Below are 24,354 nucleotides of genomic sequence, written 5' to 3' on the forward strand. Positions count from 1 at the left end.
GCGATTGACAACAACCGTTCGGACCTTCTACGGATCCGTATTAATTCCGCGAAAAAAGAAGGAGCGTGGCTCTCATGAAAGGACGAATCCATTCGATTGAAACGTTCGGCACCGTCGACGGACCGGGCATCCGTTTCGTGCTGTTCATGCAGGGCTGCGCGCTTCGGTGCGCGTACTGTCACAATCCCGACACCTGGGATACGGGCGAAGGGAAACTCGTCGACGTGGACGAGATATTAAGCGAAATCGAGCCGTATGTGCCTTATTACCGTACATCCGGCGGCGGCATTACGGTTACGGGAGGAGAGCCAACGCTGCAGGCGCCCTTCGTCGCAGCTTTGTTTATGGCATGTAAAGAGCGATGGGGACTTCATACGGCGCTCGATTCCTCGGGCTTCTGCGAACCGGAGCATGCGGAAGAGCTGATAGCGGCGACCGATCTCGTGCTGCTCGACCTGAAGCATACCGACCGGACGAAGCACACGGTGCTAACCTCTCAGCCGAATGACCGCATCTTGCGCTTTGCCAGATGGCTGGCGGAACGGAAGCAGCCGGTCTGGATCCGGCATGTGCTCGTTCCTGGCTTAACCGATCATTACACCGATTTGATCGCACTCGGGCAGCTGATTGGTGAGTTCTCGAATGTTGAGAAATTCGAGCTGCTTCCTTATCACCGTATGGGCGTGTACAAATGGCAGCAGCTTGGGAGAGCCTACCCGCTTGAAGGCGTCCGGGAGCCGTCTGCTGAACAAATCAAGCGGGCTCATGCACTGATCGAGAGAGGTCGGCTGTCAAGCCAAACGGTCGAAATCTAGCGTTCCTCTGTACCGTCTCCGTCTGCTTGGAGTATTGCGGAGGACCGCCGACCTAAAGAACCATTAGAATGCTATGCCGTCAGGGGGGTTATTCCCTGACGGTTTTTATGCATGGGTTAGGGTTCTCTTTTCAGAATCTTTTGTTCACTCTCCCATCGGCTCAGGAAATAAACTCGGCCCGTACACCATCGGACATTCAACCTCGGCTAAATAATTCGCCTACGGTCATTCACCTACGGTCGTTCACCTACGGTCGTTCATCTACGGTCGTTCACCGTCGGCGTGTTCACAGTCTACCCACTCACTTTTCGGACATTGACCATCTGCCAGTTCACGGTCTGCCCACTAACTTTGGACATTCACCGACTGCCTGTTCGAGATCTTGCTCGCTAACTTTGGACATTCACCGACTGCCTGTTCGAGATCTCGCTCGCTAACTTTGGACATTCACCGACTGCCTGTTCGAGATCTTGCTCGCTAACTTTGGACATTCACCGACTGCCTGTTCGAGATCTCGCTCGCTAACTTTGGACATTCACCGACTGCCTGTTCGAGATCTTGCTCGCTAACTTTGGACATTCACCGACTGCCTGTTCGAGATCTCGCTCGCTAACTTTGGACATTCACCGACTGCCTGTTCGAGATCTTGCTCGCTAACTTTGGACATTCACCGTCTGTCAGTTCACGGTCTGCCCGCTAACTTTGGACATTCATCGTCTGCCTGTTCACGGTCGGCCTGCTCACATTGGACATTTACCGTCTGCCTGCTGACCTCTGTACATTTATCCTTCGGCTGTTCCGAGCGTGCTGAAGAAAATCGAAAGAAAACGAAAGCATTATTTTAGTGACGAAAGAGAACTGGGGACCGAAAAAGTTGATTGTTCGAAGTGGGAAGCTTAACAAGTTGATTGATTGAAGTTTGATCGAAGTTTTCAAAGTTTGATCGAAGTTTCGAAGGTTGTTCAAGTGGGAAGCGGTTACAAAAGTTGATCGGAGGTTATAAGAAAGTAATCCATAGCTGCTAGCAGATGTAGAAAGTAATTAATTCCAAATATTGATGAATGGAAGCGATCGAATGCTGGTCGGATGTGGAAAGTGATAAATAGTTCAAATAGTTCCCCTAATGGTCTCCTTAGAAATTTAGGAACTGGGATTGAAACAAGGTTAAAATTATTTATATGACTTTCTGTGAAAGGCGGGCATTCGGACAAACGCTCAAGCAAAAGGAAACCAGCCGGCTTAAAGCCTCATGCGGTCGATCTCTGAATTGAAACCGGAAGCAGAATTCATCCAAATAGAGTTGAAGGTGCCGCCGTCCAATACCATGGAAGGTACGGTTGATCCAAGCTTCCGCAGAACGAAAAATAGCGATTAATGAACGATTACGATAAAAAATGAATCGTTTGGCGCAAATGTGCTCTTCTAGCATGCCGGCATGCCCCCATTGTTCGATAAAGTGCCGTTTCCCGGAAGGGAACAGATGATGGCCGCTCATATGATTTTGCGGCACGATTTTTAGTTTCAGTTGTACGGGTTCCTCATTCACATCGTAGCCGACGCCCAAAATGAGCGGATGTTTGGAAACCGGTGGATTGGCGGGGAGGGGACAAGTAGCCGAGTCGCAAGTTTTGACTTGACGCCCGTAAAGAACGAGACCGGCCTGTACTTGGCCGAGTAGCGGATCTGCATGATCGGCAATGGAGATGGCCCTGCGTATTTTATGCAGCATGGACCAGGCTGTTTTGTAAGTAACGTCCAGCACGTCGGCAAGCTGTACGGCATTAATAGCCGAATCAGGGCAGGAAACCAGCGACAGGGCCGTGAGCCATTTATGGAGGGGAGTACGGCTTTTTTCCATCATAGTATTGGCTGTAAGTGACGTTTGATGCCCGCAATAGGAACACTCATAAAGTGGAAGACGCCGTGTTGTAATCGTATATGCGTGTGAACAGCCACACTTTGGGCAGAGATATCCTGCAGGCCACTTCAGGCGAAAGAGAAATTCGATACACTCCTCCTCGATGGAAAAAGCCTGCTGCGCTTCAATAACACCCTTTACGATACCAGTTATACTTGGGTGATCGTTTTCGCCAATCATTCTCAAAGCCTCCCCAATGAACCGCCCTTTTTTCAATAACATTAGATTGGAACAAATGTTCCCTTTTGTGATAATTATACCAAACATATGTTCTTATTTCAATGAATTAATTAAAGATGTTCGAAAACTTTTTTCTGCTTCCTGAGTCATTGGGAGAGTGGAGAAAAGATACTGGAGAGACATACACCTTTGAAAAGGGAATGCCTTCGAATGGATGGGGAGAACATTCATATGGGGAAAGCATTCATATGGGGAAAGCATTCGAATGGGGAAAGTCTAAGAAACGAGATGCGGAACTGCAAATCAATGGGAGGCATAGTTGGTCCATGTCCGACCCGACCATCGTCTGTGCTGTAAGCCAAGCTTTGGACTTGACGGTTGTCTTGGTTTTGCGTATAAATCGCGACAAGTAACGATTTTTTTGGCCATTATAGACCGCCCGGAAACGTTTTTGCCCAGCAGCTCTCCAGATCACCCTGACCCTTTACATTTTCTAAAAACAAAATAAACATTGCTCGAACAAATTATTTTTACAATAAACTTGTTTGAAGTGTTAGACAGAGCCCAGTGAACAAACAATTGGAATTTGGGGGAGGATTATAAATTGCGCAGCGTAAAAAACAGGTTTGTATTTGCCGTACTCATCGCCATCGTCATCCTCAGCGGCTGCGGTTCGCAAAAGAATGAGACGACCGCTTCCGGCAATGCGGCGGGCGGAAACGAGAAAACGGCGGCTGCTTCCGGCAACACCGCAAGCGGCGGCGAGAAAACGGCTCCCGAGGCGGGCCTTTCGGGCGAATTGTCCTTCTATACTTCGCAGCCTGAAGACGATGCGGCGAAGTTGACGGAAGCTTTTACTGCAAAATATCCGGACGTGAAAGTGAATGTGTTCCGTTCCGGCACGGAAGAAGTAACGGCCAAAATTCAAGCGGAAAAACAAGCGGGCGAAGTGCAGGCCGACGTGCTGCTGCTTGCCGATGCGGTAACGTTTGAAGGATTGAAAAAGGAAGACCTGCTGCTGTCTTATAAGTCGCCGGAATTAAGCGGAATTCCGCAGTCGCTCGTCGATCCGGACGGAACGTATGCCGGAACGAAAGTGATCGCGACCATCCTGGCTTCGAATACGAAAAAGGTAGCCGCGGCGCCTTCATCCTGGAAAGTGCTGGCCGCTGCGGACAGCAAAGGCGCGGCCATTATGCCGAGTCCGTTATATTCCGGCGCGGCAGCTTATAATATCGGTGTCTTCTCGCGCACGGATGGCCTGGGCTGGGAATTTCTCCAAGGCTTGAAAGACAACGGGATGACGGTCATTAAAGGAAACGGAGCCGTCATGAAAGCGGTGGCGAGCGGTGAAAAATCATACGGCGTCGTTGTTGATTTTATGGTTGCGCGCGAAAAAGCGAAAGGCTCGCCGGTAGAACTGGCGTATCCCGAAGAAGGGGTTCCGATCATTACCGAGCCGATCGCGATCGTGAAGAACAGCAAGCACGAAGAGCTTGCCAAGGCGTTCGTCGATTTCGTTCTGTCCGAGGAAGGCCAGAAGGTTGCCTCCGAGATCGGCTATACGCCGATTCGCGAAGGAGTGGCGCCGCCGCAAGGCTTGAAAGGCATTGCCGACATGAAAATTCTGTCGGGCGATATGGCTGTCTTGACGAACGAGCGCGATGCGGACAAGCAGAAATTTACCGAGCTGTTCGGAAAATAACGAATGGAAGTTAACGGTATGGAAAAACAATCATCGTATCACATCCGTATATCGGAAAGCGGGAAGGGAAACCTTCCCCGCTTTTCCATTTCTTCGCTAGGAACGAAGCTGCTCCTTTTGCTCGGAGCGGCCGCCGTTCTCTTTCTGTTTGTAATGCCGGTATTCAAGCTGGCTTCGCTGAGCGTGCGGAGCGAAGCGGGATTCACCTTATCGCACTATAATGAATTGTTTCAAAGTCCAAGGTTTTGGTCGAGCCTCTGGAACACCGCCATCGTTGTTGCCGGGTCGACCGTCCTTTCGCTGCTGCTCGGATTTGCGGCCGCCTGGCTGATGGCTTATACGGATCTAAAACATAAGCGGATGCTGCATATGGCGCTGCTATTATGTTTTATTTTGCCATCGTATGTGCTGACATTGTCATGGTCTTCGTTCATGGGCCCGCAAGGCTTGCTGGCCGGGATGCTTCATCTTGTTGTTCCCGGAGCTTCGCCATGGAGCATGTACAATTACGGCGGCATTATTTTCGTCATGGGTATCCACCATTTCCCGCTCGTCTATTTGTTCACCCTGAATGTGCTCAAAAAAATTCCGCGCGACCTGGAGTGGGCCGCACGGGCAGGCGGAGCGGGCAAGTTCAACACGTTTCGAAAAGTAACCGTGCCGCTTGCGCTGCCGGGATTAACTGCCGGCGGGCTGCTTGTGTTTCTCGCTTCGCTCGATAATTTCGGCATTCCCGCTTTTCTCGGGACGCCGGCCAACATTACGGTGCTCAGCACGTTAATCTATGAAGAAATTATCGGTTTCGGGCCATCCGCCTTTGCCAGAGGAGCGGCCTTGTCCGTCCTGCTTGGACTTGCGGCCGTAACCGGCACCTTGGTGCAGTGGCTGCTGCTGCGGAAAAGCAGCATTTCCGATACGGTTCTGCTCGATCACGGGCCGCGGTATTGGCTCGGCGCGGGCAGAAAATGGGTCAGCGCGGGAATGTGGGCATTTCTGCTGATCGTAACGGCGGTTCCGCTGCTGGCAATGGTTTCGCTATCGTTCAAGAAAGCGTATGGACTCGGACTGCAGTTTTCCAACCTGACGCTGGACAATTATAAATTTATTTTACTCGGCAATGGGAAAGTATGGAAGGCGATCCAAAACAGCTTCATGCTGGCGCTGGTTACGCTGGTCGTCTGTCTTATCGCCGGCTCGATCTTCGCTTATATACGTGTACGGAAGCCTTCGCTGCTTATGAAAGCGGCCGAAATCGCCATTTCCATCCCTTACACGCTGCCCGGCATCGTCTTCGCGTTATCGATGATCCTCGTATGGATGGAGCCGGTGACGGGATGGAATCCCGGCATATACGGCACCGTTTATATTTTGTTCATCGCTTATATTTGCCGCTTTCTTATATTGCAAATCCGCGCGGGCATTACCGCTTTCATGCAGATCGACCCTTCGATGGAAGAAGCGGCGCGGGCGGCGGGGGCCGGCACATGGCGCAAATGGAGAGCGGTCCTGCTGCCGCTGCTGCTGCCGGGCTTGTTAAGCGGGGCGGTGCTCGTATTCCTGATGTCGCTCACGGAATTAACGGTATCGGCGCTTCTTTATTCATCGGGCACGCAGACGATCGGCGTTACGGTATTCAGCTATGAACAGGCGGGCAGCACCCTGTATTCAACGGCTTTATCCAGCCTCATCGTCTTCATGATCCTGGCGGGCGGCGGGCTGCTGGTATGGCTCCAGGGGCGCGTACAACGGAGGGGAGACAGAGCATGAGCATTATGTTAAAGGACGTCGGCAAATCGTTCGGACGCTTTCAAGCGCTCCATTCGATAAATCTTCATATTGAAGCCAGCGAGTTTATTGCGATTCTTGGACCGTCGGGGTGCGGCAAAACAACGCTGCTCCGCATGTTGGCCGGATTCGAGCAGCCGTCCTCTGGAGAAATCCATCTGAACGGCAAATGTGTGGCCGCGAGCGGTTTCAGCCTTCCGCCGGAGAAACGGCGGATCGGAATGGTGTTCCAGGCTTTTGCGCTATGGCCGCATATGAATGTGGAGGAGCATATTTTGTTTCCGATCCGTTCCCACAAAGAAACGCCCGCCCATATCAAACGAAACGAGCGGGAGCGGGTGGGCCGCGTTCTGGACCTGGTCGGTCTGTCGTCCATGGCTTCTCGCATGCCGCATCAATTGTCGGGCGGGCAGAAGCAGCGCGTCGCCATTGCCCGGGCAATAGCCCCGGAGCCGTCGCTACTGCTCATGGACGAGCCGCTCAGCAGCTTGGACGCCATGCTGCGCATGGATATGCGCCGCGAAATTCAGAACGTGCACCGGCAAACCGGTTCGGCGATCGTATATGTAACCCATGACCAGAGCGAAGCGCTGGCGATGGCCGACCGGATCGTCGTCATGAAAGACGGCAGGATCGAACAGGTTGGCACGCCCCAGGACATTTATTTGCGTCCGCGGACGGAATTCGTTGCGAGGTTCGTCTCCAAGGCGAATCTCGTTAAAGGGCAGTGGCAGCAAGACCGCTTCCTTCCCGAAGGGCACTATAGAAGACCGATCGGATGGCCGGGTGAACGAGTGGGCGAATTTTTCAAGGAGAACGGTTTGTACCCGGTTCGGCCGGACCAATTTGTCCTTGGCGAAGAGTCGGGGGAGGAGCCCGGCATCCGGGGCGAAATCGTGAACGTGCAGTTTCAAGGCAAGGAATTTCGCTATCATATCCGCGCCGGCAGCGAGCAGTGGGAGGTTATTTGCGCGCAGCCGTACAAGCTTGGCGATCGAGTTGTTGTCAATCTGGCCGAGACCGGCACATAGACGAATCTTTCACTCCAATCCCGGTGACCGTTCAATGGTTGCCGGGATTTGTTCGGTTTAAGCTCAATTGCGGAACCCGGCCCGAAAACCTATAATCTTGAACAAACGGTCAAAGCATTCGAGTGAAAGGTATAAAGGAGAGGGTGATATGCTTCACGATCAGCTTTATACGATCGGCCATACGGCGCGGATATGCGGCATCTCCATTCAAACGCTGCGCTACTACGACAAGATCGGCTTGGTTCACCCCAGTCATACCGATAATCAGTCAAATTACCGCTACTATTCCAATCGCGACATTTTGCAAATCAAAGTCGTTCAGGATATGAAACGGCTCCATTTCTCGTTGGATCAAATCGGACAAATCATCTCAAGCGGCGGATTGGAAGGGTTAATGGCCGTCATGCGGGATAAGCATAACGAAACGAAAGACGAAATCGAACGTCTCCGGCAAACGGCCGTCTCCATCGAAAAAAGAATGGATCAAATCGAGTCGCTGCTCCGCGTCAACGAAAAATTCGGCACCGCCGATTTTCTGATCGATTTAAAGTCGCTGCCCGCGAGGACCGTCGCGTTCGACCGCAGAAGATCCGAATGCGGCATGGAGGCATCAATCGTCCGGTTTACCGGGCTGTTCGGTACAATCGAATCGCATGGACTGGCCTCACAAGGTTTCATGATGACGATATATCATGAAAACATTTTGACGTTTGACCGCTCCGATTCCGATTTGGAGCTCTGCATTCCCGTATCGGGCGGGGCGCCGGCTTCACTCCCTTTTATCCGGGTGATTCCCGGCGGAACGTATATTACGGCCGTCTATTCCGGCACGCCTAACGAGGAATCATGCAAAAAAATATACCGGGAGCTCACGGATTGGGCGAGAACGCACGGTTATTGCGAGTCCGGTCCGGCCATCGAGCAATATCTCGTCGATTTAAGCCAAATGCTCGATCCGGACGAATATATCGTTGAGCTTCAGCTTCCTGTCACAAAGTGTTGACCCTATAGCCGCTATAGGGTTTATTTTATTGGTATTCGAATGAGACAGGAGGCAAAAAAATGCATGTCATATTAGGTACCGGTCCGCTTGGACTGGCAGTGATGAGGGAAATCGAAAAACGCGGGGAACCGTTTCGTTTCGTTAACGTTTCGGGTACTCTGCCGAAGGGCATCAATGCTCCGTTAAGGCGCGCCGACTTGATGGATGCAGAGCAGGCGCGCGAGGCAGCTCGCGGGGCGACGGTGATCTACCATTGCGTTCAGCCTCCGTATCACCGCTGGGACGGCTTGTTCGAGCGGCTGCAGGACAATATCATATCCGCCGCCGCAGCTAATGGGGCGAAGCTTGCAGTGGCCGAAAATCTTTATATGTACGGGGAAGTGAACGGTTCTATCCATGAACGTCTCCCATATAAGGCTGCGACCCGGAAAGGGCAAATTCGGGCGAAGCTGACCCGGCGGCTGCAGGAGCTGTATCGAACAGGCGACTTGCAGGCCGTTATCGGAAGAGGGGCGGATTTCTTCGGCCCTTATGTAACGGACTCGTCTGTGGGGGAACGCTTGTTTAAACCGTTGATCAACGGTAAACATGCAACGGTGATGGGAGATCCGGACAAAAAACATACGTATACGTTTATTGACGATTTTGGCAAAGCGCTTGTCATGCTGGGAGAAGCGGAGGATGCGTACGGTCAGGCTTGGCATGTCCCCAATGCGGATACAGTAACGACGCGGCAGTTTGTCGGAATGGCCGCTCAGGCGGCCGGCTGCGGAGCAAAGGTTCGAACGATGGGAATCGGAATGCTGCGGTTTGGCGGCTTATTTATTCCTGCGGCCAGGGAAAGCATCGAGATGTTTTACCAATATGAGCGCGATTTTGTTGTCGACAGCTGGAAATTTAGCGACCGCTTTAAGATGGCGGCCACCCCACTGGCTGACTCACTGGCGGCAACGATTGACTGGTACCGGAGCCGTTATCAGGCGATTCAGGAATAGCCCCTGCTTCTCTCCGCTTTTTTGTTTTTGCTCCCGGACGCCTTCCGTATCATGTAACATATGTACAAAATAAAAGAAAAAGAGAGGGCATTTTGTTACACATTGTAGTATGAAATCATATTGATTCCCTTTACAGTTAACCTATATAGTTAGTAAATATAACAGGGTCGTTTGGACGCAACAGATCACATGAATCCTTGAAATTGTTCGAAAAGTTCAACAAGTTAAAGGGAGTGGGTTGAATGCAGCGGCAAAAGCTGTTTATAAACGGCGGAAGATTGAAAGATACGATCGAAAAATTTGCGGACTTCGGACGAACGGACAAAAACGGCGTCACCCGCCTCGCTCTATCGAAAGAAGATATATTGGTGCGCGATTATTTTAGTTCCTGCTGCAAGGAATTGGGGATGACGATCAAGGTCGATGATTTGGGCAACATCTATGCGACGCTTGCAGGCACTTCCGACAAACCTCCGATTGTGATCGGCTCCCATATGGATTCGGTGAAAAAAGGCGGCCGCTTTGACGGCGTATTAGGCGTCATTTCCGGGCTGGAAGTGGTGCGGACGCTCGTGGACAACGGGATCAAGCCGGACATTCCGGTTACGGTGATGAATTTTACGAACGAGGAAGGCGCCCGGTTCGAGCCGTCGATGATGGCATCGGGCATTTTGTCCGGAAAATTCGATAAAGATGTGATGATGAAGAAAAAGGATCCGGAAGGCATCACATTCGGAGAAGCCCTTCAGGCAAGCGGATATGAGGGCGACGCGGCCAACCGGTTGACGGAAGCATGCGCCTATTTGGAGCTCCATATCGAGCAGGGGCCGATTTTGGAAAAAGAAGATTTGTCGATCGGCGTCGTGGAATGCGTCGTCGGCATGGTATGCTACGAAATCGAAGTGACCGGCGAATCGGATCATGCCGGGACGACCCCGATGGATATGCGCAAGGACGCGCTCTTTGCCGCCAATGATTTGATCGCGGAGCTTCGCGGCAAGCTGGGCGCCCTTGACAGCGAGCTCGTCTTTACGATGGGAAGGATGAACGTTCTCCCGAATATTCATACTGTGATCCCGAATAAAGTCGTGTTTACGATCGAGGCGAGACATAAGAACGAAGACGTGATCCGGGAAGTGGTGGACATTATCCATGGGCTGCCAACGGTATTGGAGGATTGCGAGGTTCAAATCACGAAGCTGTGGGGACGCGACACCGTTTGGTTTGATCCGGCGGTTTGCGCTGCGGTCGAAGCCTCGACAAATTCGTTCGGCTATTCATACAAACGAATGGTCAGCGGGGCGGGGCACGACGCCCAATTTGTCGCCAGCTACATTCCGTCCGCGATGATTTTCGTGCCGAGCGTAAACGGAAAAAGCCACTGCGAAGAAGAGTTCACCCCTTACGAAGCGTGCGAAAAAGGAGTCAACGTCCTGCTGGAAACGGTCATGTCGCTGCTGCCTTGACTTGCGATGCGTGAATCATCGGACAGGTGCCGGTCAGGCGCCTGTCCTTTTTGCGATGCCGTGCCAGGCTGCAGTTGTCGGCTCATCGTTACAGCTTCCATAGATAGACGAGCACGACGTCGATGACCGCTACGATCAGAAAGGCAACGGCGAGCGTTTGCCGTGCCGATGCATATAAAGCTAGTGCGGCCAGGCTGAATACGAGCAGCTGCAGCAGCGAGCGTACCGGAACGGGCACGGGAAACGACGCTTTAGGCGAAACGACCATCCCCCAGAAGACGGCGACAAGAAGCGGGGTGCCGATGCCGAGCACGATTTTCAGCAGCTGGCCATTGCCGGTCTGGAAGCCCCAATAGCCGAACGCGGCCAGTGCGGACAGCTCCAGCAGGAAAAGTACGGCAAGCAGCCCACTTTGAACGATAACCAATTGAAACACCTCATTTTCCTTAACTATTTTTCTCATAAGTAACCTTTGGTTAATAATCTAGAATAAACATAACCAATGGTTAATTACCTGTCAAGAAAAACTTTTCCATGAAATCTCGCCGTCGCGTGCAGCGCCGATCGTATCCGCAGATGAGGGATTATTTGTCCACTTGCGACCGTTCCTGCTTACGGAGGATATGGTATAATTTATAAAAAAGAGGAGGGGAAGCCATGCTTAAGCGTCCTTCGAGCGAAGAATATAATCCTTATTTTACGGGATATATTTCACTTGTACCGGAAGGAAACGTTACGGAACACATTGCCTCACAGCTTCAGGTCACGACGGATTTGCTTTCTTCTTTAACGGATAATGAAGCCGTTTACCGCTATGCGCCCGAAAAATGGAGCTTGAAGGAAGTTATCGGACATGTGACGGATACCGAGCGTGTAATGAGTTACCGTCTGCTTCGCATCTCGCGGGGCGACACGACGCCTCTTCCAGGCTTCGATCAGGATGAGCTAATGAAAGGAGCCCAATATCACGAATGGTCTGTTTCGGATCTGCTCCAAGATTATGCTGCCGTACGGCGCGCAACGCTGACTTTGCTGCGGGGGATTCCCGAGGAGGCATGGCTGAGAACGGGGACCGTCAGCGACCGTAACTGTTCCGCAAGAGCGCTCGCTTATATCATTGCCGGGCATGAGCTTCATCATCTGAACGTTATTCGCGAGAAATATTTACCTGCTACAGTATAAGCAGAGAAAATCGCCGTACCTGGCTGTTATAGGCCGGGCAATGGCGATCTTCGCCCGCAAAAGTCATAAAGTCATATTATCGTTTATGCGCAAAAAAAGGACGACTCTTATTCATTTTTGAATAAAAGTCGTCCTTTTTACTAATTTAGATTGCGTTTACTATACACTGACGTATCTTGTCAATTTCGATCACGATGCCGTTGTGGGCGACCGACAAGCCTTCGTAATAATTGTGGCGGCCAGAGCGCATGCGGGAGCACGAATTCATTTATCTGGGCATAGACTCATAATGAGCTAAGCCGACATGGATGGCACTTCCATTCAAAAGGCAATATTTTTTAGCCAAGCTTGGGCATAAAGAAAGGAATTATTTATATGGATATTCCTTCCAAAAAGAATCTTTTTAACAGTAAAACGGCAATATTACTTGCAGCTATGAGCTACCAGACATATCCATTTTTCTTAGAAGGAAAGCTTATCTTGCCAAGAGGATTCAGGCTTCGATATACCATTCGTGCATTTGCAGACGTAGAGAATCCTACGGAAGCAGTATACGGTTTTATTGCCGAGTCACAAGATCAAATCATTATCGCGTTTAGAGGATACGCTGCATATCCTGCGGATCTTTTAGCAGCCTATGACATTTTTCAAATCCCCTATCCTTTTGTTAGAAATGGGGGGGGAACCTCGCGCGGGTTTACATGTATTTATCGATCAACAAGAAACCAATTAATCCGGGAATTAAACAAGCTGCCTGCAACAAAAAAGCTGTTCATTACCGGTCACAACTACGGCGGAGCTTTGGCCACGTTAGCGGCTTTAGATATTGCAGTAAATACCGCGTTTAAAAATCCCTTCGTATATACTTATGGCAGTCCGCGTGTTGGAGACCCCGATTTTGCTTTCCGATTCAACAAAGAGGTCAAAAATAGTGTTCGAATTGTAAATATTCATGACTCTTATCCTACTTTCCCTGCTCAAACGTATCCGCCTCCTTTTACAAAGGAAGGAATAACCTATCAGCATGTAAAAACAAAGTATCCAATCTCTTTTCAACTGAATAATGTGCCGCGTAATGACGGAATTGCCTGTTATTTTAAAAACCTCAGCCCAAAGAACCCTGATTTTGCCAAAGCATTGTGTAATGAAAATCCGGGTTTTTGTCCCGATACCAAGATGTGTTTTCCGTTTCGAGGAACATGCTAGCGTCTGAAGTTTAACTGCAAGAAAGGAGCTGCAGAGATGAATGTCTCAAGCATTAAGTATATTTTTAACAGTGAAGATGCGATATTGCTTTCGGTCATGATCCATCAGTCATATCAACTTTTTGAAAAAGGAACGCTTAACTTGCCACGAGGCTTTAACCTTCGATATATCATTCGCGCTCTTGCTGGTGTTGAGGAGCCGGAAGCGGAAGTATTTGGTTTTGTTGCCGAATCACAAGATCAAATCATTGTCGTTTTTAGAGGAACCCGAACCTTTAAGGACAATGAGTCGGACCAGGACTTGTATCAAGTACCGTATCCTTTTGTCAGAAATGCGGGAAAAACCCATCGTGGATTTACATGTATTTATCAATCGACAAGAAATGAACTGATCCGAGAATTAAACAAGCTTTCTACAACAAAAAAACTATTTGTTGCAGGCCACAGTTTAGGAGGAGCTTTGGCCGTATTAACTGCTTTGGATATTGCGGTGAACACCGCGTTTAAAAATCCCTTCGTATATACTTATGGCAGTCCGCGTGTCGCAGACCCTGACTTTGCTTCCCGGTTCAACCAAACGGTCAAGAATAGTGTTCGTATTTTTAATATCCATGACATTATTCCTACTTTACCGGCTCAAGCGTATCCGCCTCCGTTTACTAAGAAAGGGTTAACCTACCGGCATGTAAACATGAAGTATCCGCTCTCTTTCCAGCTGAACAGTTTACCTGTTCGCAATCATGAGATTGTCTGCTATTTTAAAAACCTCAGCCAAAAGAATCCTGATTTCACCAAAACGTTATGTGCTAAAAACCCGGGATTTTGTCCCGATACGGGATTATGTGTTCCGTTTAAAGGAATATGCAGTTAGAAAAAAGGTACAGCCTCCTCATTTTTGTTGAGTGGCTGTACCTTTCCTGCATCAAATGAACTTTTTTATTTCGGAACCGTTCCGACAATGCCTTTGACGAACCAGGTCATGCTCAAAATGTCTTCGTCTTTCAACGGCTCGCCTTCGGCTAGCCGTTGTTTGCCGTCCTGGTCAAAGATCGGGCCGTTGAACACGTTGAATTTGCCGTCGAGGATTTCCTGGCGCTTCGCTTCGACCAATTTCTTAACGTCTTCCGGCACGTTTTTGCCGAGCGGGGCGATGTCTACAATGCCCTCTTTCATTGTTCCCCAATAGCTTTCGGACTTCCATGTTCCATCCATAATGCTCTTGACCGCATTGACATAGTAAGGGCCCCAGTTGAATACGTTGTTCGTAATGTAATGGTCCGGAGCGTATTTGTTCATGTCGGAGTCGTTGCCGATTCCGAATTTATCGCGTTCTGCCGCCGCCTGCAGGCTTGCGGGGGAATCCTGATAAGCTGCCAAAATATCGACGCCTTTATCTAGCAAGCTTACCGCCGCTTGACGTTCGACGGTCGGATCGAACCACGTATTCGACCATACGACGTCGACTGTGATGTCCGGATTGACGCTTTGCGCGCCGAGCGTGAACGCGTTGATCGTATAAATAACTTCCGGAATCGGAAAAGCGGCGACATAACCGATTTGGTTGTTTTTCGTCATTTTGCCCGCGGCGAGTCCGACGAGGTAAGCGCTCTGGTATTCGCGGCCCATATAAGTGGACATGTTTGGCGCCGTTTTGTAGCCGGTGGCGTGGAGAAACTTCACCTTAGGAAATTTCTGCGCTACGTTGTACATCGCATCCATATAACCGAAGCTGGTGCCGAAGATAATATCATTTTTTTGCGCCAGCTCGGTGAAAACCCGCTCCGCGTCCGCTCCTTCCGGCACATTCTCGACGACCGTCGCCTTAATGCCGAGCTCTTTCTCCAGCATGAGCCGGCCTTGGTCGTGCTGGTACGTCCATCCCCCGTCCCCGGGTACACCGATGTAAACGAAAGCGACGCGGGGAAGCTGCTTATCGTCCGCGGCCGGCTCATTCGCAGCCGGCGTTTCCGACGTTTCCGAAGGTGTAGTGGATGATGCTCCCGTTGTTTCGTTGGACTTGCCGCTGCTGCATGCGGTAATCGCGAATATAATCGCGATCATGATGCACAACAGTCCTTTTCTCATGCGTGACCCCTCCTCGAAATAACTGCATTTGATAGAAAAATATCCCTTAACAACACAACTTTACGAGAGCGTCATGATTATGTCAATAACTATGACATCTGTCATTTTCCAAGGAGGGGAACTGAAAGCGTTACTCGATGAGCGGCATTACCTTGAATGGGAGAAAAAAATAACGGCCATTCTTCAGTGGAATGGCCTTGTCGTCAAATATGATCGATTGAACGGGTTTTCGAGATCTTCATCGCCAGCTGTCCAAGCTGCTCATAACTCATCGCGGTTAATTTGTCTCTCAGCGCTTCCGACGCCTGCTCATCTCCGGTAATTTCTTTAATGATATCGATTACCGCATCTACTCTCTCCTGATGCCGGGACTTGGTGACTTCGTTCATTCATTTCAATCTCCTTTTACGATGCGTTTTGCTCGAGCAGCCGAACGGATTGTCCGCTTATTACGGTACCGCCTCACCGATCGGGCCGCGTCTAGACCGTAAACAGATGGTTGCCGATTTTCGTTGTGGCGGTGCGGGTTTTAAACCAGCTCGATTTGGAAATTTTCGGATTATAATAAAACAGGGCGTTGCCGGTCGGATCCATTCCTTTAACCGCAGCTTTGGCGGCTTTGATCGATGTTAGATCCGGAGTGAGCAAGTACTGCCCGTCGTCTATAACCGAGAAGGCGTTCGGCTCCATAATGATTTCCTTTATCGTATTCGGAAAAAGCGGCGACTGCAGCCGGTTCATGATGACGGCGCCTACCGCAACTTGTCCTTTAAAGTGTTCTCCTCTGGCCTCGCCGTAAATGACGCGCGCCATCAAGACAAGCTCATTGCGGCTGACCGATACTTTCTTTAGTTTTGCCCATGTTCGCGGGCCTGCAACGCCGTCGGCCGAAAGTCCGTGATGCTGCTGGAACCGTTTGACGGCGCCTTTCGTAATCGTTCCATATGTAGTCGTGAGCGGCACATGGAAAAAACCGAGCGTCTGAAGCCGAAACTGAAGATCTTTAACTTGCGGGCCCTTGCTGCCGACTTTCATAACCGGCGCAACCGCTGCGGAAGCTTTGTCATGGACGGTGGCCGCGGCAACAAGCACGATCAGCGCAAGCAGTGCAAAAAATCTGTGCATGATGATTGGTATCCCTCCGTAACTTTGGTCAATTCTGGAACGCGGTTAGCGATGGATTTGATTCTAACATTGCCGCCGCACGTTTGGTACAATACTGAAAAGATTGTAATGCTTCTTTCATTTTTCTCATTGGGAAAAGCTTGAAGGAATGGGGGCTGCGGATGACGTAATAGTTGACGGTTTGAGATCGGCTGACCTATAATGATGTCAAGGTTGTATCCTGTATCCAGAGTTGGATTCGGCATATGTGGAGGGATCGACGGAGTTGAATGCACGAATTCAAAATCATACCAGAAACGTGCTGCTTATATGTATGGGCAGCTTTATTTTTGCCTTCGGCATGAACTACTTTATTATTCCGAATCAGCTTTCGGAAGGCGGAATTGCCGGTTTAACGATCGTCGCTTATTACCTGTTTAAGTTTCCTCCATGGATCGTGACGTTGGTATTAAATATCCCGATCTTTATTATGGGGTACAGAATGCTTGACAAACGGACGATGGTATATACGGTTATTGGCACGCTGGCATCTTCCTGCTTTTTGTTTCTCACCCATGGCTGGGGAGAAGCGATTCCGGACGACCCGCTGCTGGCATCGTTATACAGCGGAATTTTTGTAGGCGGAGGCTTGGGCATTGTGCTTCGTGCAGGAGGGACGACAGGCAGCTCGACGATTTTGGCGCGCTTATGCCAAAAATATTGGGGCTGGACCATTGCGAACGCCATCTTGTTTTTTGATATTGTCGTCATCCTCGGTTCTTACTTTGTCATACGATCATTAACCGGAGAGAGCTGCCGAAGCTTAAGGCGGTCATCCAGGAAATAGACCCGCATGCTTTTGTGGTGATCCATGAAGTCAAGGAGGTACTCGGGCAGGGCTTTACGTTTAAACGAAGTTTAACCCGTTTCGATTCCGAAGAAATGAATGGGATCGAGAAGTAAGCTTAGAAATCAAGACCTTTATGCTCCGGTTTAATCTGCGGCTGTAAAAGGTCTTTTTTGCTGCAAATGCGAAGTTATATTCGATGACATTGCAAGCAGCTCGGTTGACTGCAGCAATCGGCTGCCCTATAATGACAAAAAGTGGATTATTGTATACAGGATACAATTTCAATATCCAGAGCTTTCGGAGGGGATTGCCAATGTTAGAAAAACTGAGTCAGCCGGAAAGTTTAGCGGACCGGGCCTATCTGGAAATCAAGCAGGCCATTATTCAGGGCAAATTTATGCCCGGAGAGCTGCTGCCGGAAGAAGCGGTTGCCTCGATGCTTGGCATTAGCCGGACACCGATCCGCAAAGCGGTGGCGAAGCTGCATTACGAAGGCTTGGTCGAGCTGGAGAACGGCAAGGTGGCCCGCGTAGCGCGTATTACAGAGAAAGATCTGCAGCATTTCATGAGCCTTCGCCAGCATCTCGAGACGTTTGCGGCCGAGCAGGCCGTACCGTATGTGACGGAGTCGTTCATCCATCAGCTGCAGCAGTTGATGGTTGCACAGAAACAAGCCATTGCAGATGCGAACTGGGACCAATTTATCGATATTGACTTTCGCTTCCACCAGGCTATCGCCGTCATAACCGAAAATCAAAAGCTGGCCGAATTCATCGGTCAGATTAATAACAATCTGCACCGTTACTTGACGCTTTCCGGGACGCTGTCGCAGAGCGCTCACGAAGCCTATGAAGAGCATCTCGTCATTATCGATTCTCTTCAGCGGCGCGATGCTGCCAAAGCGAAAGAGGCCATGTTCAATCATTTACAGCATGTTCATTTCAGATCCCTCTTGAAAACGGATGCTTCCGAAAATGCGACAGACAAACAAGATGCCAAATCTTAAAAAAACAACAACTAAAAGCATCAATAAATAGGCAAAAAGACGATTCTCTTTTGTAATAAAAGGAGAGTCGTCTTTTTTTACCACATAGGAAAGTTTAATTTCGCTAAAGCATTAAAGCGAAATTGACTTTCCTATTGGCGAATAAACCTACATTTGAACGCGGTCGCTCATCTTCGAAAGGACCTCGATAGAGGTTTATCTCATTCCAAGATAAACACGGATAACGTTTCCCTTAATCGTATAAAAACAATAAATCCTTTAAGTAATATTTCATAACATTCGAAGTTATTATAGTTGACTGAATAAGTGGACTAAACTATAATAAACCACAAGTATGTATCCTGTATCCAGGATTCAAAATGCAGAATGCAGTTTGAGCAAGGAAGTTCATTTAGGCTTAACCATTAACTTGACTCAGGGGGAATCGCAATGCGGAAGAACGTTAACAAGATTATGGGAGTAATTGGAGCTTCTGTTTTAAGCCTCAGCTTGCTGGCAGGCTGCGGAGCGAAAGGAGTCGGACAAGCCGATTCATCGAGTGCGGAAGAAAGCGGCGGCAGCGAGATCAAAATCGGTTTTGTCGCGGCGCTTTCCGGAGGCGGAGCTCTTTATGGCAAACAAATGCAGCAGGGAGCCCAGCTTGCGGTGGACGAAATCAATGCGGCGGGCGGCGTGATCGGAAAAAAACTAAAGCTGGTTGCGCAGGATGATCAGGCCAACCCGAGCGAATCGGTGAAAGTGACGCAGCGTCTCGTAACCGAGGAAAAAATCGATGCTTGGATGGGCACGCTCAAAAGCTCGGACACGCTCACCGATCTCGGAATTACGTCGAAGCAGAACATTCCAAGCTTCGTTCCGATCGCCGTTGCGGACAAAATTACAACATCCGGCTTCCAAAACGTTTACCGCAACGTTGCCGATAACACGATGCAGGTGCAGGAGCTTGTCAATTACATTTTGAACAGCCGCCCCGATAAAAAAGTAGCTTTAATTTCGGAAAACTCCGATTACGGACGCGGCCTGGCGGAAACGTTCGCGAAGGAATTCGAGAGTAAAGGCGGGCAGGTGCTGACAAGCGAATTTTATAACGTCGGCCAGAAAGAATTTACGGACCAGCTGACCAAAATCAAGAAAACAAAACCGGATGCGATCGTCATTGGAGGTCTGGTTGCCGAAGGAGCGCTCATTTCCAAGCAGGCTCAAGATTTGGGCTTGAAATACCAGCTGTACAGCTACGGCGGATTTATGGGCTCCGCGCCGATCGATTTGGCGGGCAGCGCCGTAAACGGGCTCATTCATACGGAATACTTCACACCGGTTGAAGGCGACAAGAAGATTGAGCAGTTTGTCGATGCGTATTCGAAACAATACGGCCAGAAGCCGGACAGCTATTACTCCGCCGCCACTTATGATGCTGTCTATCTGTACGCGGAAGGCGTAAAGATGGCTAACACGACCGAACCCGGCAAAGTGAACGAGGCGCTTCATACGGTTAAAGACTTCCAAGGCGTCATGGGTAAAATTACGTTTGACCAAAACGGCCAAGCCGACAATAAAGTGTGGATCGGCCAAATTCAAGACGGGAAGCAAGTCGTCATTCACCGTCCGCAATAACCGCTCCCGCGCCGCCATCCCTCATCTTGAGGGGCGGCGGCGCGGTTCACTAACTTTGGTTAATGGAGTGATACCATGTTGGAATTTTCGCAGACGCTTGTTAACGGGCTCGTTACGGGCGCTTTGTATTCGCTGGTCGCGATAGGATTGACGCTCATTTACGGTGTGCTCCACCTGTCGAACTTTGCGCAAGGCGAGTTTGCCATGATTGGAGGCGTGGCAGCATATTTACTCGTCCGTGAAGGGCTGCCTTACCCGGTAGCCGTCATTTTTGCCTTCTTTGCAGCCGGACTAATCGGACTCGTGGTTCATTTCCTCGCCTTCCATCCGCTGCGCAAGGGCGAACATATCAATATGATGCTTAGTTCGCTCGGCGTCTCGCTTTTTCTCGTCAATCTGGCGCAGTATTTCTTTTCTCCGACTCCACAAGTTGTCGAAAGCGCGCTTTCGGGTCGCACGATGCAGTTGGCCGGCATTTACGTATCGCAGCAGCGGTTGCTTATTGTTGGTGTCAGTATTGTGCTTTGTCTGCTTGTTTACTTTCTGCTCGAATATACCCGGTTTGGCCGGGCGGTGCGCGCCGCTTCACTTGATCCGGAGACCGCGACGCTGTACGGCATTCCGATTTATAAAATTTCGTTTTTGACGTTTATTTTGGGCGTGGCTCTGACAGGAGTAGCCGGAGCGCTGATCGGGCCGCTTTATTATGTCTATCCGACAATGGGCATTTCGCTGACGCTTAAAGCGTTCGTCGTTGTTGTGCTTGGCGGGATGGGCAATGTGCCCGGAGCGATTGTGGGCGGACTCATCGTCGGTGTAATCGAAAGCTTCGCGGGAGGTTACATTTCATCCGGCTTCCAGGATGCGATTGTGTTTGGCGTGCTGTTCCTGGTTCTCGTCTTCCGTCCGCAAGGCATATTAACCAAAGTGCAGGGGGAAAAAGTATGAACACCAAACGGCTGCTATTTTGGTTCCCGCTTCTGGGCGGATTGCTGTGCGTTTTCGCCAGCCCCTACATTCAAAATCTGTATTTGCTGAATGTGCTCAACCTGGCTGTAATCAGCGGCATACTTGCCGTCAGCGTTAATTTGCTGGTCGGTTATACAGGCCAATTATCGCTTGGACATGCCGGCTTTTACGGCATCGGAGCGTATACGGTTGCGCTCTTGACGACGAAACTCGGCTGCCCGGTATGGCTGAGCTTCATTGCGGCTTTTGTGATTTGCAGCTTGACGGGGCTTGCGCTGGGCCTGCCTACGACGAAGCTGAAAGGCCACTTCCTCGGCATTGCGACGCTTGGCTTCGGCATCATCATTAACGTTGTGATCAATAACTGGATAGGACTGACGAACGGGCCGATGGGCGTACGCGACATTCCGTCGCCTACCGTGCTGGGCATTTCAATGGAATATCCGAATTATTTCCTGGCGTTTGCCGCTGCGTTTCTGCTGGTCATTGTGCTCATCGTTCATTTTATCGTGAATTCTTCCGTCGGCCGCGCCTGGAGATGCTTGCGCAAGGACGAAATTACCGCTCAAGTGTGCGGCATTAACGTTTACGGCTATAAGCTGCTCGCGTTTTCGATAAGCGGCGGCATCGCGGGAATCGCAGGCGCATTATATGCTTCGTTCATGCAATTTGTCAGCCCGGAAGCGTTCGATTTGAACCAATCCATCACAATCGTGACGACGACGATTCTCGGCGGGGCCGGTACGTTGTTCGGTCCGCTGCTTGGAACCGGCATTCTGACGTTCATTAGCGAATGGCTCCGGGATTTCCAGGAGCTGCGTCTCGTGTTCTACGGCGCGATCCTGGTCGTGATGATCGTATTTATGCCGCAAGGCGTATACCCTTATCTCAAGTCAACGTTGGCCAAACTGTTCGGATCGGGCAAAAAGCGCCGCGTGGAGGGAGTGAGAAGCGATGAAAGACGCGCTCATTAAAGCGGAGCAAATATCGGTGCAGTTCGGCGGGCTGTGGGCGGTAAAAGATGTGAATATGCACGTCGGCGCCGGCGAAATTGTTGGTGTTATCGGGCCAAACGGGGCCGGCAAATCGACGTTCTTGAATGTATTGACCGGATTGCAGCGCCCGTCGGCAGGACATTTGCAGATCAAGGATCAGAAGCTTGTGAAGCCGCAGGCATGGCAGATGGCCAAGCTCGGCATTTCCCGCAGCTTCCAGACGATCCGCCTGCTTGAGGATTTGAGCGTGATCGAGAACGTCATGATCGGTTCGCATCGGTTCTCCAACCGGAGCGTTATCGGGGTTCTTGGGCGGACGCCGAAATGGCGGAGAACGGAGCGGATGTTAAACCAGCAGGCGCAGGAAATGCTGAAGTGGCTTGGTATCGGCGAATTGGTAAACGAGAAGATCGGCAATATTTCGCTGCAGGAAAGAAGACGAGTTGAAGTTTGCCGCGCACTGATGACAAGGCCGGATGTGCTGCTGCTGGATGAGCCCTGTGCGGGCTTGAGCCAGCAGGAATCGCTTGCTTTCTGCGATGTGATCCAGGCTATCCGCAGCAGAGGCATTTCGATCGTGCTCGTAGAGCATAACGTCAAGATGGTGATGTCGCTGTCGGACCGGATTATCGTGCTGGATCACGGACAAAAAATCGCCGAAGGGACGCCGGAGGAAGTTTCCCGCAACCAAGCCGTCATTCAGGCTTATCTGGGAGGGACCGCGCATGCTTAACATTCAAGGCCTAATAAGCGGATACGGAGATATTAACGTCCTCAAAGGCGTTGATTTGACAGTGAACGAAGGGGAAATCGTCGGGCTGCTGGGCGCCAACGGAGTTGGCAAAACGACGCTGCTCAAAACGGTTTCGGGTCTTGTGAAAGCAAGAGGGGGTTCGGTCGACTATTTGGGTACTGACCTGCTCCGTACACCTCCTGTCAAGCTGCTCGGCATGGGTATCGCGCATGTCCCGCAGGGAAGGCACATTTTCTCCAAAATGACCGTATTGGAAAATTTGCAGGTTGCCATAGACAGCGTCCGGAAACGGGTACATGCAAAAGAGAAGCTGCAATACGTCTTCTCCCTATTTCCAAGGCTTGAAGAACGGTTGAACCAGCTTGGCGGAACGCTCAGCGGAGGGGAGCAGCAGATGCTCGCCGTGGCGCGAGCGCTCGTGACGAGCCCTAAGCTGCTCATTCTGGACGAGCCGTCGATGGGACTGGCTCCGATTATCGTGCAGAACATGTTCGATGCGATCCGCAAAATCGCTGACGACGGAATGACGATTTTACTGGTCGAGCAGAACGCCGTAGCCGCGCTCGATATTGTCAACCGGCTGTATGTCATGGACATGGGCTCCATCGTCTATCGTTCATCGCAAATTACGGATCAGGAAATGGAGAAAATCAAAGAAGTATATTTAGGCTTCGGCCATTAATGGCACCGCAACACGAACGAAACGGACGGTGAATGAATTGATCGTTACAGGTACCTCGGAAGTGCTGCCTCATCATATTGAAGCGATTTACGGGCAGACAGGCGAAAAAGCCGGCGTGTTCTCCGCCATTGACCGGATCCCGGACGCCGTTGCGGCGCAAGCGGAAGTTCTGCTCACATTCGGCAGCAACATTACCGATGGTGAGCGCGATATCGTCGATCTGTCGCGGTTTCATAATCTGCGCTGGATTCAGATGATGAGCACGGGAATCGATAATTTGCCTTTGGCGGACATTATCGAGCGCGGCATCATCGTGACAAACGCCGCCGGCGTCCATGTGAAGCCGATGAGCGAGTATGTGCTCATGTGCATGCTTCACTTCGAGAAAGACATGGAACGTTACCGGGAACTTAAGAAACGCAAGGAGTTCGACCGGACAAAGCTGGTAGGGGAGCTTTCAGGGCGGAAAGTGCTGATGTACGGTACCGGAACGATCGGAAAAGCGATCGCGCAGCTGCTGACGATGATGGGAATGGACGTCTACGGCGTGAATACGAGCGGCGCTCCGGTTGATCCGTTTATCCGCACGTACCGGCTGGAGGAAGCGGCAGATGCGCTCGAAACCGCTGATTACGTGATCAGTCTTCTGCCGGATACGACCCGAACAAGGGGGCTGTTCTCAGGCGGCTATGTCCGGAGGATGAAGCCGGAGGCCGTATTTATCAGTCTCGGCAGAGGCCGGGTGGTGGAGGAAAATGAAATCGCCGCGATGCTCCGGGAGGGGCTGTTGAAGGGAGCCGCGTTCGACGTGTTCCAGCAGGAGCCTTTGCCGGCGGACAGTCCGCTTTGGAGCTGCGATAATCTGCTGCTGACGCCTCATATGTCGGCTAAGTCGATCTATTATGTCGACCGGTGCGTCGAACTTTTTATCCGTAATTTGCTGGCGTTTCGCAGCGGTTCCCCGATGGTGAACGTGATCGATCCTTCCCGTCAATATTGACCATTTTACC

The 24,354-nt window shown here is 50.7% G+C and carries 24 protein-coding genes; 19 read left to right on the plus strand and 5 right to left on the minus strand.

Features of this window, described 5'->3' with window-relative positions; translation table 11 throughout:
• Positions 1–74 precede the first annotated feature (74 nt).
• Positions 75–815, plus strand: coding sequence for a pyruvate formate-lyase-activating protein (gene pflA / locus VN24_RS13500; RefSeq protein WP_045670826.1), 741 nt, complete (start codon positions 75–77; stop codon positions 813–815).
• 1,174 nt (positions 816–1,989) lie between these two features.
• Here pflA and VN24_RS13505 read toward each other — a convergent pair.
• Complete coding sequence (locus tag VN24_RS13505) at positions 1,990–2,913, minus strand: transposase (protein WP_045670827.1); 924 nt, start codon at positions 2,911–2,913, stop codon at positions 1,990–1,992.
• A gap of 604 nt (positions 2,914–3,517) precedes the next feature.
• Here VN24_RS13505 and VN24_RS13515 point away from each other — a divergent pair.
• The 6 genes from VN24_RS13515 to VN24_RS13540 all read left to right on the plus strand — a co-directional run bounded on the left by VN24_RS13515 (position 3,518) and on the right by VN24_RS13540 (position 10,898).
• Positions 3,518–4,618: an ABC transporter substrate-binding protein gene (locus VN24_RS13515; RefSeq protein ID WP_045670829.1), complete on the plus strand. Its 1,101-nt coding sequence runs from the start codon at positions 3,518–3,520 to the stop codon at positions 4,616–4,618.
• An 18-nt stretch (positions 4,619–4,636) separates the two neighbouring features.
• Entirely contained in the window at positions 4,637–6,385 is a 1,749-nt protein-coding gene (locus VN24_RS13520) for an ABC transporter permease (protein WP_052702936.1), read from the plus strand.
• On the plus strand, positions 6,382–7,434 hold the full coding sequence (locus VN24_RS13525; protein ID WP_045670830.1) for an ABC transporter ATP-binding protein: 1,053 nt from the start codon (positions 6,382–6,384) through the stop codon (positions 7,432–7,434). The genes VN24_RS13520 and VN24_RS13525 overlap by 4 nt, the downstream gene beginning before the upstream one ends.
• Before the next feature lie 148 nt (positions 7,435–7,582).
• Positions 7,583–8,437 (plus strand): MerR family transcriptional regulator, encoded by an 855-nt coding sequence (locus VN24_RS13530; protein WP_045670831.1) that lies wholly within the window; start codon positions 7,583–7,585, stop codon positions 8,435–8,437.
• A 59-nt stretch (positions 8,438–8,496) separates the two neighbouring features.
• On the plus strand, positions 8,497–9,432 hold the full coding sequence (locus VN24_RS13535; protein ID WP_045670832.1) for an NAD-dependent epimerase/dehydratase family protein: 936 nt from the start codon (positions 8,497–8,499) through the stop codon (positions 9,430–9,432).
• Positions 9,433–9,674: 242 nt separating this feature from the next.
• A complete protein-coding gene (locus tag VN24_RS13540) occupies positions 9,675–10,898 on the plus strand; it encodes a Zn-dependent hydrolase (RefSeq protein ID WP_045670833.1) in 1,224 nt (407 codons plus the stop codon).
• Positions 10,899–10,986: 88 nt separating this feature from the next.
• On the opposite strand, the gene VN24_RS13545 is transcribed toward VN24_RS13540, so the two are convergent.
• Positions 10,987–11,361, minus strand: a complete 375-nt coding sequence (locus VN24_RS13545; protein WP_052702937.1) for a YrdB family protein — start codon at positions 11,359–11,361, stop codon at positions 10,987–10,989.
• 194 nt (positions 11,362–11,555) lie between these two features.
• Here VN24_RS13545 and VN24_RS13550 point away from each other — a divergent pair, with 194 nt between their 5' ends.
• From VN24_RS13550 to VN24_RS13560, 3 genes are all read left to right on the plus strand, one after another.
• Positions 11,556–12,080, plus strand: coding sequence for a DinB family protein (locus VN24_RS13550; protein ID WP_045670835.1), 525 nt, complete (start codon positions 11,556–11,558; stop codon positions 12,078–12,080).
• Between the two features lie 375 nt (positions 12,081–12,455).
• Positions 12,456–13,286: a lipase family protein gene (locus tag VN24_RS13555; protein WP_045670836.1), complete on the plus strand. Its 831-nt coding sequence runs from the start codon at positions 12,456–12,458 to the stop codon at positions 13,284–13,286.
• Between the two features lie 36 nt (positions 13,287–13,322).
• Positions 13,323–14,156, plus strand: coding sequence for a lipase family protein (locus VN24_RS13560; protein ID WP_045670837.1), 834 nt, complete (start codon positions 13,323–13,325; stop codon positions 14,154–14,156).
• A 65-nt stretch (positions 14,157–14,221) separates the two neighbouring features.
• On the opposite strand, the gene VN24_RS13565 is transcribed toward VN24_RS13560, so the two are convergent.
• The 3 genes from VN24_RS13565 to VN24_RS13575 form a co-directional block, all read right to left on the minus strand.
• Positions 14,222–15,370 (minus strand): BMP family ABC transporter substrate-binding protein, encoded by a 1,149-nt coding sequence (locus VN24_RS13565; RefSeq protein WP_045670838.1) that lies wholly within the window; start codon positions 15,368–15,370, stop codon positions 14,222–14,224.
• 203 nt (positions 15,371–15,573) lie between these two features.
• Complete coding sequence (locus VN24_RS13570; protein ID WP_045670839.1) at positions 15,574–15,759, minus strand: hypothetical protein; 186 nt, start codon at positions 15,757–15,759, stop codon at positions 15,574–15,576.
• A gap of 91 nt (positions 15,760–15,850) precedes the next feature.
• On the minus strand, positions 15,851–16,495 hold the full coding sequence (locus VN24_RS13575) for a cell wall hydrolase (RefSeq protein WP_045670840.1): 645 nt from the start codon (positions 16,493–16,495) through the stop codon (positions 15,851–15,853).
• A gap of 265 nt (positions 16,496–16,760) precedes the next feature.
• On the opposite strand from VN24_RS13575, the gene VN24_RS13580 reads away from it, so the two are divergent.
• The 9 genes from VN24_RS13580 (at position 16,761) to VN24_RS13615 (ending at position 24,344) form a co-directional block, all read left to right on the plus strand.
• Positions 16,761–17,321, plus strand: coding sequence for a YitT family protein (locus tag VN24_RS13580; protein ID WP_045670841.1), 561 nt, complete (start codon positions 16,761–16,763; stop codon positions 17,319–17,321).
• The gene (locus VN24_RS28585; RefSeq protein WP_338012240.1) at positions 17,309–17,437 is read left to right on the plus strand and encodes a DUF2179 domain-containing protein; all 129 of its coding nucleotides are present in this window, start codon (positions 17,309–17,311) and stop codon (positions 17,435–17,437) included. The genes VN24_RS13580 and VN24_RS28585 overlap by 13 nt, the downstream gene beginning before the upstream one ends.
• A 200-nt stretch (positions 17,438–17,637) precedes the next feature.
• Positions 17,638–18,330 carry a GntR family transcriptional regulator gene (locus tag VN24_RS13585; protein ID WP_045670842.1) on the plus strand — a complete coding sequence of 231 codons (693 nt, stop codon included), beginning with the start codon at positions 17,638–17,640 and terminating at the stop codon, positions 18,328–18,330.
• A 429-nt stretch (positions 18,331–18,759) separates the two neighbouring features.
• The gene (locus VN24_RS13590; protein WP_045670843.1) at positions 18,760–19,944 is read left to right on the plus strand and encodes an ABC transporter substrate-binding protein; all 1,185 of its coding nucleotides are present in this window, start codon (positions 18,760–18,762) and stop codon (positions 19,942–19,944) included.
• A gap of 75 nt (positions 19,945–20,019) precedes the next feature.
• Positions 20,020–20,892, plus strand: a complete 873-nt coding sequence (locus VN24_RS13595; RefSeq protein WP_045670844.1) for a branched-chain amino acid ABC transporter permease — start codon at positions 20,020–20,022, stop codon at positions 20,890–20,892.
• On the plus strand, positions 20,889–21,887 hold the full coding sequence (locus VN24_RS13600) for a branched-chain amino acid ABC transporter permease (RefSeq protein WP_045670845.1): 999 nt from the start codon (positions 20,889–20,891) through the stop codon (positions 21,885–21,887). Before VN24_RS13595 ends, VN24_RS13600 begins: the two co-directional genes overlap by 4 nt.
• A complete protein-coding gene (locus VN24_RS13605) occupies positions 21,868–22,641 on the plus strand; it encodes an ABC transporter ATP-binding protein (protein ID WP_045670846.1) in 774 nt (257 codons plus the stop codon). Before VN24_RS13600 ends, VN24_RS13605 begins: the two co-directional genes overlap by 20 nt.
• Positions 22,634–23,344, plus strand: coding sequence for an ABC transporter ATP-binding protein (locus VN24_RS13610; protein WP_045670847.1), 711 nt, complete (start codon positions 22,634–22,636; stop codon positions 23,342–23,344). The genes VN24_RS13605 and VN24_RS13610 overlap by 8 nt, the downstream gene beginning before the upstream one ends.
• Positions 23,345–23,372: 28 nt before the next feature.
• Positions 23,373–24,344, plus strand: a complete 972-nt coding sequence (locus tag VN24_RS13615) for a D-2-hydroxyacid dehydrogenase (RefSeq protein ID WP_158453673.1) — start codon at positions 23,373–23,375, stop codon at positions 24,342–24,344.
• Positions 24,345–24,354: the final 10 nt, after the last annotated feature.

This window comes from Paenibacillus beijingensis, from assembly GCF_000961095.1.
GTDB lineage: Bacteria > Bacillota > Bacilli > Paenibacillales > Paenibacillaceae > Paenibacillus_O > Paenibacillus_O beijingensis.